The organism is Eubacterium pyruvativorans, from assembly GCF_900102225.1.
Classification (GTDB): domain Bacteria; phylum Bacillota; class Clostridia; order Peptostreptococcales; family Anaerovoracaceae; genus Aminicella; species Aminicella pyruvativorans.
This window is the reverse complement of record NZ_FNBF01000016.1, coordinates 37,778-44,067: the sequence shown is the minus strand read 5'-3', so window position 1 is coordinate 44,067 and position 6,290 is coordinate 37,778. Positions and strand designations below refer to the sequence as shown.

At 55.7% G+C, this 6,290-nt stretch carries 6 protein-coding genes and 1 pseudogene; 2 read left to right on the top strand and 5 right to left on the bottom strand.

Going from position 1 to position 6,290, the window contains the following annotated elements; all coding sequences use genetic code 11:
- Window positions 1-208: pseudogene (locus tag BLQ24_RS10210) on the top strand (IS110 family RNA-guided transposase); the annotation flags it as partial.
- A gap of 123 nt (window positions 209-331) precedes the next feature.
- On the opposite strand, the gene BLQ24_RS06555 reads toward BLQ24_RS10210, so the two are convergent.
- Genes BLQ24_RS06555 through BLQ24_RS06550 form a run of 3 tightly spaced genes read right to left on the bottom strand, consistent with a single transcriptional unit; the run spans window position 332 to window position 2,498 of the window.
- The gene (locus BLQ24_RS06555) at window positions 332-631 is read right to left on the bottom strand and encodes a hypothetical protein (protein WP_090163885.1); all 300 of its coding nucleotides are present in this window, start codon (window positions 629-631) and stop codon (window positions 332-334) included.
- A gap of 48 nt (window positions 632-679) precedes the next feature.
- Window positions 680-838, bottom strand: a complete 159-nt coding sequence (locus BLQ24_RS10120; RefSeq protein WP_173452884.1) for a hypothetical protein — start codon at window positions 836-838, stop codon at window positions 680-682.
- Window position 839: 1 nt separating this feature from the next.
- The gene (locus BLQ24_RS06550) at window positions 840-2,498 is read right to left on the bottom strand and encodes a hypothetical protein (RefSeq protein ID WP_090163882.1); all 1,659 of its coding nucleotides are present in this window, start codon (window positions 2,496-2,498) and stop codon (window positions 840-842) included.
- A 250-nt stretch (window positions 2,499-2,748) separates the two neighbouring features.
- Between BLQ24_RS06550 and BLQ24_RS06545 the strand changes: the two genes are divergently transcribed.
- Window positions 2,749-3,522, top strand: coding sequence for an alpha/beta hydrolase (locus BLQ24_RS06545; RefSeq protein ID WP_090163880.1), 774 nt, complete (start codon window positions 2,749-2,751; stop codon window positions 3,520-3,522).
- 679 nt (window positions 3,523-4,201) lie between these two features.
- On the opposite strand, the gene BLQ24_RS06540 is transcribed toward BLQ24_RS06545, so the two are convergent.
- Together BLQ24_RS06540 and BLQ24_RS06535 are read right to left on the bottom strand one after the other, a co-directional pair.
- Window positions 4,202-4,903, bottom strand: a complete 702-nt coding sequence (locus tag BLQ24_RS06540; protein ID WP_090163878.1) for a DUF6320 domain-containing protein — start codon at window positions 4,901-4,903, stop codon at window positions 4,202-4,204.
- A 105-nt stretch (window positions 4,904-5,008) separates the two neighbouring features.
- On the bottom strand, window positions 5,009-6,283 hold the full coding sequence (locus BLQ24_RS06535) for a hypothetical protein (RefSeq protein ID WP_090163899.1): 1,275 nt from the start codon (window positions 6,281-6,283) through the stop codon (window positions 5,009-5,011).
- Window positions 6,284-6,290 lie beyond the last annotated feature (7 nt).

The window sequence follows — 6,290 nt, the reverse complement described above, 5'->3', positions numbered from 1 at the left end:
ACTCAGAAAAACGCTGTTCCAGATCATGGATGCCATGCTCAAGCTTGGCCCACGAGAGGGCGACCCTGTCAGCCAGTTCCTTTTCAAGAAGAAGTCGGAAGGTAAACCCTACCTTGTCTACATGACGGCAGGTGCCAATAAGTTCCTTCGGGTTTACTACGGCAAGGTAAAGGAATGTCTACGGGGTCAGGCTAGATCAGAAGCCTGACTGCATCTATCCATAGGGACAATCTGAGACTGCCTGAATGAAGACAGTCTGGTTTGTTGTGCTCATTTTCATCCCTCCAAATTCTTGTGAATTACACTTGACTTTTACTTAGCAGGCTTTCTTCTACTCCTCCGGATCATCTTCCGGCGCCCCGAACCCTTCATACCGCATCTGATAGTACTTCGCACTGTAATACTCCGAGGCCTTCTTCCGCTGCCACATCTCCCGTTCCCCACAGATGGCCAGCATTTCGTCCGCAATTTCCTCCGCCGAAACCGGCCGGGCTGCCCGCAGATACCTGAGCATCCGCATCATCGTCTTCTCTGTTCCCAGCTGCGTGGCAATCGCCCGGCCGAACTCTTCCGGATATCCGTAGCGGACCAGAAGGCGGACCAGATCATCATACAATTCTTCCCTCTTCAAGCCTACCTTCTCCTTCCCTTCTTCCCATCGTCTCTCCCGCTTCCCGATTCACATTCCGATTGTACCATTTCTTTCGTCCGGCAGAAACCCCGGACGGCGGCTTCGATTCCGCCCCCGCACCGCCATATCCATCCGAACAGAAACGAAAAAACTGCTGCGCAGCCCGTCCCGGGCATCACGCAGCAGCTCCGCTGATTCCATCTTCAAACTATTCTTCTCTTCGGTTTCGGATTCTGAGTGTCAGAAGACCCAGAGCGGCAGCGCCGCACCCGATCAGCCCCAGCCCCCACAGCATTACGTGCGAAGAATCTCCGGTCTTCGGGAGAACCGATGCAGAAACCTTCTGCTTCCCGTTCCCGTCCGACTTCTTCACTGCGGTCGGTTTCTTCGAGGCGGCCGGCTGATTCGCAGCCGGCGTTTCCCTGCTGACAGTGTGTTCAGGCGAAGACGGCTCCTCCGAAGCGGATGTGTTCTCCTGATTCGGCGGAATCGACGGTCCGTTCGGATTCACCGGATTCGGCGGGGTTACCGGCGTGGACGGGTCTGTCGGAGTCGAAGGGTTCGACGGATTTACCGGGTTAGACGGATCTGTCGTGCTCGGCTGGTTTGGATCTTCCGCCGGAACGGTCAGATCCGCTGACGCACCCACATCTGCCGTTCCGATCTCCGCACCGACCATGTGCTGGAACGCTTTCCTGTCAGAAGCGGTCACTTCCTGACCCGCCGCATTCTTCACCGGCGAATACATCTTCACACTCTTCAGCCACGGGATCGTCGCAGAAACCGTCACCTTCTCCGTTCCCTCCGGCTTCTTCTCCGATACCAGCCGGAACGGCTCCCCGGCCTTCACCAATGTGCTGCCCTCATACAGTGATGTACCCTCCGGCAGCGTGATTGTGTATGCCCCGTGGAAGTCCGCCGGTTCCGCTACCTGGAGTTCGCCGGTGTACCATTTTCCATCCTCTTTCGACTGGGAGAAAGTTGTGTCTCCGACGATCTTCACACTTCTGATCTGTTCGGACGTCGGTTCCGCCGAAAGTATGCTGACATCGCTGGATTTCGCTTTATCCAGCAGTTCGCGGCTCTTGCCACTGAGGATCATTCCTATGTTCCCAGGGATACCGTATTCATCCATCAGCTGCCAGATCGCTTTGCTCGTGCTCTCGTACGGACTCTCATTCAAATATATACTCGTATACGCCCTGCGCGGATCGGCATAATTTACTACACAAAATGCTGCTTTATAAAAAGCAGTGCCTGTGATGTCACTGTATTTCATCCCGGAGGCGGTTACATCCGAAGTTATGTAATAGTTACGAACAGCCTCCATAAATGCCTTCAGCGTATCCTGATCTTCCACCGGTTTACCGGCCTCGGTTTTGCTCAACTCCGGGAAATCACTCCGGAGACGTTCGGAAGGAATCAGCAGCTGGCGGAAAGCAGCTTCGGAAATACTTCCGGAACCCCCGTTGCCTTCGATCGAGAACAGCCCCAGACCGTTATACGGATAACCGGCGTAGAGCAGAACGCTGAGCTCCCGAATGAATTTTTCATAATCTGTTCTCCCCGTTTTTTCCTGAAAGTTATCCTTCGTCAAATACCCTTCCTCATACATCGGTACATTTGGAGTACCCGGTGTAGAATGAGGCCAATGCATCTGATTGTTCATGCAGAAAAGGATGATATTCGTTCCATCCACAGTGTGGACGTCCGTATTCTTATCATAATTGACCTTAATCCTCCCATTGGAATTCTGGTCAGATGTAGTCTCCACCCCGTGAACCGGAGTCATCCGTCCCGCCGTCAGCAGCACGCTGATCAGGAGAACCAGAACCGGGAGCAACATTTTCTTTCCTTTATATACCATCTATTCATTCCCTTTCTTTTCCAATTTCCAACCCACATACTTCGTATTAATAACATACTTTTACCTGATTTTTTTTATGCGTGTCAATAGTTTCACAGATATTTTTAATAATAATTATCATTTCTATAATCTGGTATACTGAGCGCCTGTGGCTTATTTTTTGTCCATTCCACCCGGAGCAGATTGACGAAACAGAGTCTGCCGGGTAGGCTAAAGGAAAGATCCGCAACATCAGATCGGAGGATAGATTATGGAGAATTGGAAACTCAGAAAAGGAAACGGACACATCGTGCCCTGCCTTGCGGAAATTCCCGACGGGGCGAAGCAGATTGTTCTGTATGTTCATGGATTCGAGAGCTGCAAAGAGTGTGACACAGCCAAGCTGCTGCGGCGCCGGCTTCCGGCGGAGGGCGTGGGCGTCGTGTCTTACGATCAGCCGGGGCATGGAGAAGAGGAAGCCAGGCAGGAGCCGCTGGGCATCGAAGCATGCAAAGACAGCCTGGCGCTTGTGGAAGAAAAAGCAGCGGCCCGCTGCCCGGATGCGGAAATCCTGTACTTTGGTTCCAGCTACGGCGCATACCTTACGGGCCTGTATATCAGCAGCCGGCCCCATCGGGGACACCGTTTTTTCATGCGCAGTGCTGCGGTGAACATGCCCTGGCTGCTGCTGGGGCCTCCGGGAACGCCGCCTGATCCGGAGGCCGCCGCGCTGCTGGAAAAGCAGGGATATCTCCAGCCAAATCTGGGCGTGGGCAATCCGGTGAAAATTCCCCGGAGCATGTTCGAAGACCTCCGGCAGAATAACCTGTTTCTCTCGTTCGCCCCCGATGCCTTCGGAGAAACCTGCTGCCGGATGGTTCACGGCAGCGAGGACCCGGTGATCGATCCGGAGATGGCCCGGGTTTTTGCAGAAAAATTCCGGATTCCCATCACCTTCTTTCCGGGAGAAGGGCACTCCATCAACCTGAAGCCGGGGGATCCGGACCGGGTGGTGGATATGGCGCTGGAATTTTTCCGGGCATAGGGGCCGGGGGCGGTCGCCCAGGACGGGTTGCGGTCGCCCGGGACGGGTTGCGGTCGCCCAGGACGGGTTGCGGTCGCCCAGGACAGGTTGCGGTCACCCGGGCTGCCGATTGTATACAATTTCCGCCTCATTTTCATGCATAAGGTGCGGAATCGGCCATTTGGGGCAATTTCGCACCTGATTTACGCTGGGCTGGGTGCGAAATTCAAAATTTGTCTTGATTAATTAATGGATCCCGGCGTCACAGGGTGCGGATTGGAACATTTCTTCCGTTTCCGCACCTGTGAGCAGCTGCTCACAAGTGGAAATAAACAGGTCTCCAGAGTCATCAACCGTTTTGAAAAGCGACGCAGCGCCCTCGGCCGGATATTTACAATTAAACTCTTATAAATACGCATCCAGCAGTCTCTGAACGCCATTTCCGAGAACCGAATAGCTGCCGGGCAGGTGCGATAATCAGGATTTTTCGATTATCGCACCTGCTCTTTTCGTGCACCCGGTCCGGGCGGAAGAAAATCGAAATGCGAGAGTGCGGAATCGGCCGTTTTCGGCAAATCCGCACCTGCCGTCGCACCTGCCGCCACGCCTGTCTGCCGCCGCACCTGCCGCCGCACCTGTTACCTTACATTTTTTGCCACTTCATCCGGCCACCTGCTTTCCGCCGACCGCCTGCCTACCTCTATAAGTGGAAGCGGCGGCGCAGCTCCGCCCGGGCCGCCGGACCACCGATGAGAACGGTGCCCAGGAACACCAGCAGGGTAACCAGAAATGCGGCGCCGGACAGGGCCGGATAAGCCGCCATGCCCAGAAGACCCAGAATCAGCGGCACTGTGCCCACCGGAATCATCATCAATTCCACAATCAGGTATCCGGTCCATCGTTTTCGGTTGATTATCGTCATCATAGCCAGCGTAGCGTCCAGAAGAATCACAGCGATCGGGATGCCGAAGGCGAGGGACCATCCCCGGAAGCCAGAAACAGCGTCGCCCAGGACAATCAGAAGGACTCCGCCGCCGGTCCCGCCGATCACTCTTTTCAGATAACCCATATCCCGGGAGAACAGGAAGAAGAACCACGTCACGTAGAACAGAATCCCGCTAAACACCAGTCCCCAGTGGATACGGGGCAGAAGAATCCTGTTCAGTCCGATGAAAACGGCAGATCCCAGAATGGCAGAAAACAGGAGGAAACGGAACGCCCGTTCCAGTTTCCCGGGGTGCGGGCGAACGACAGGAAAGGTTCGGCTCTCCTGGTTCCACTCCGGTGTGATGAAAGGATCCCAGTCCGGCGGATCCGGAATCTGCTCCAGTGCGTGGAAGCACAGCGGACAGAACTCGCTGTCGTCGATCACATCCACGCCGCAGTGACTGCAATGTTTCATATCCTGTCTCCTTCTTTCTGTACCATCGGCCGGACTGTACCAGTTGTCCGCCGGGATAATCGGCCGGACTATACCGGTTGTCCGCCGGGATAATCGGCCGGGCCGCTACTGATAGAACACGCCGTTTGTCTCCACCCGCACCGGAATGCCGTCCGCCGCCAGCCGGCGGAACACGCCCCGCTGAATCACCCGCTCCGAAAATGCGCTGCTGAAGCTTAGGGCCAGCGTGTCGCCGCAGGAGGAAATGACGCCTTTGATTTCCTGCCCCCGGGAGAACGGCAGCAGGCCGCTGAACATGCTGATATAAGGCCGGTAATCCTCTCCCACCTCGAAGCGGCCGATGTTCGTGATGGTCGCCGTGTTCGCCAGCGCAATCTTGTTGTATACCAGCCGGATCGCCAGGCGCTTCAGCGGAAGAGGCACGAAGCGGGCCGCCGCAATGTCCTGGTTGGACACATTGTAGGAGAAGACGGCTTCCAGGTTTTCCTTTGTGATCTGCCGTGCCAGATCCTCCCGGACGATCCGGGCGATGTCCCGGAAGGTGTACTCGTCCCGGACGGGGGCGAATTCGGCGGATACGACGACAAAAAAATTCTTTGTGGTGATCGATCGGAAGAAGGGCCGGAGATTTACCGGCACAGCCACCCGAATCGGGTGCTTACGACTCACTTTCCGGGCGTTTTCCTGGTAGGTGCTCCAGACGAACGCCGCCACCAGGTACTCGTTAATTGTCAGGCCGTACTGCGTTCGGGCAATTTCCTTCAATCGATCCAGCGGCATGTATCCGATAGTGACGCCCACTCCGTTTTTCGGCAGCCGCTCGCCCCGGATCCGGAAGGCCCGGCCCATCTTGTAATTCTTCTGGTGTTTTCTCCGGTAATTCCGCACGAAGTCGTCTTCCCGGTTCAGAGAGGTTTCCGGCGCCAGGCCGTCGCCCAGTTTCTCCCGGAGTCCGGGATGGGAGAGCCTGAGATACTGGTATACCAGTTCCCGCAGGAAGCCGATGGCCCCCGTGCCGTCCGCCAGTACATGGAATACCTCCAGATTGATGCGGGAGCGGAAATAGGTCACCCGGAACAGGTAGTGCCGGTTCCGGGACGGGTGAATCGCTCCGCAGGGATAGGTATTTTCTTCCTTCACCGGCGGCGCCGGATGATTATTTCTCTCCAGATAGTACCAGAACACGCCGGTGCGGAGACACACGTCGAAGCCCGGAAATTTCGGCAGAAGCAGATCCAGTGCCTGCTGCAGCAATTCCGGCCGGACTTCCTCCCGCAGCACACAGCTGATCCGGTAGGTGTTCGTCATGGTTTCTGTGGCAATCGCCGGAAAGAGCAGTGCAGAGTTGTCCAGTTTTTCCCATTTACGATATTCTTTCATCTGTTCC

Excerpts from the sequence above, each read along its gene's own strand:
- BLQ24_RS06550 (WP_090163882.1), bottom strand. The coding sequence starts at position 2,498 with ATGGTATATAAAGGAAAGAAAATGTTGCTCCCGGTTCTGGTTCTCCTG.
- BLQ24_RS06545 (WP_090163880.1), top strand. The coding sequence starts at position 2,749 with ATGGAGAATTGGAAACTCAGAAAAGGAAACGGACACATCGTGCCCTGC.
- BLQ24_RS06540 (WP_090163878.1), bottom strand. The coding sequence starts at position 4,903 with ATGAAACATTGCAGTCACTGCGGCGTGGATGTGATCGACGACAGCGAG.
- BLQ24_RS06535 (WP_090163899.1), bottom strand. The coding sequence starts at position 6,283 with ATGAAAGAATATCGTAAATGGGAAAAACTGGACAACTCTGCACTGCTC.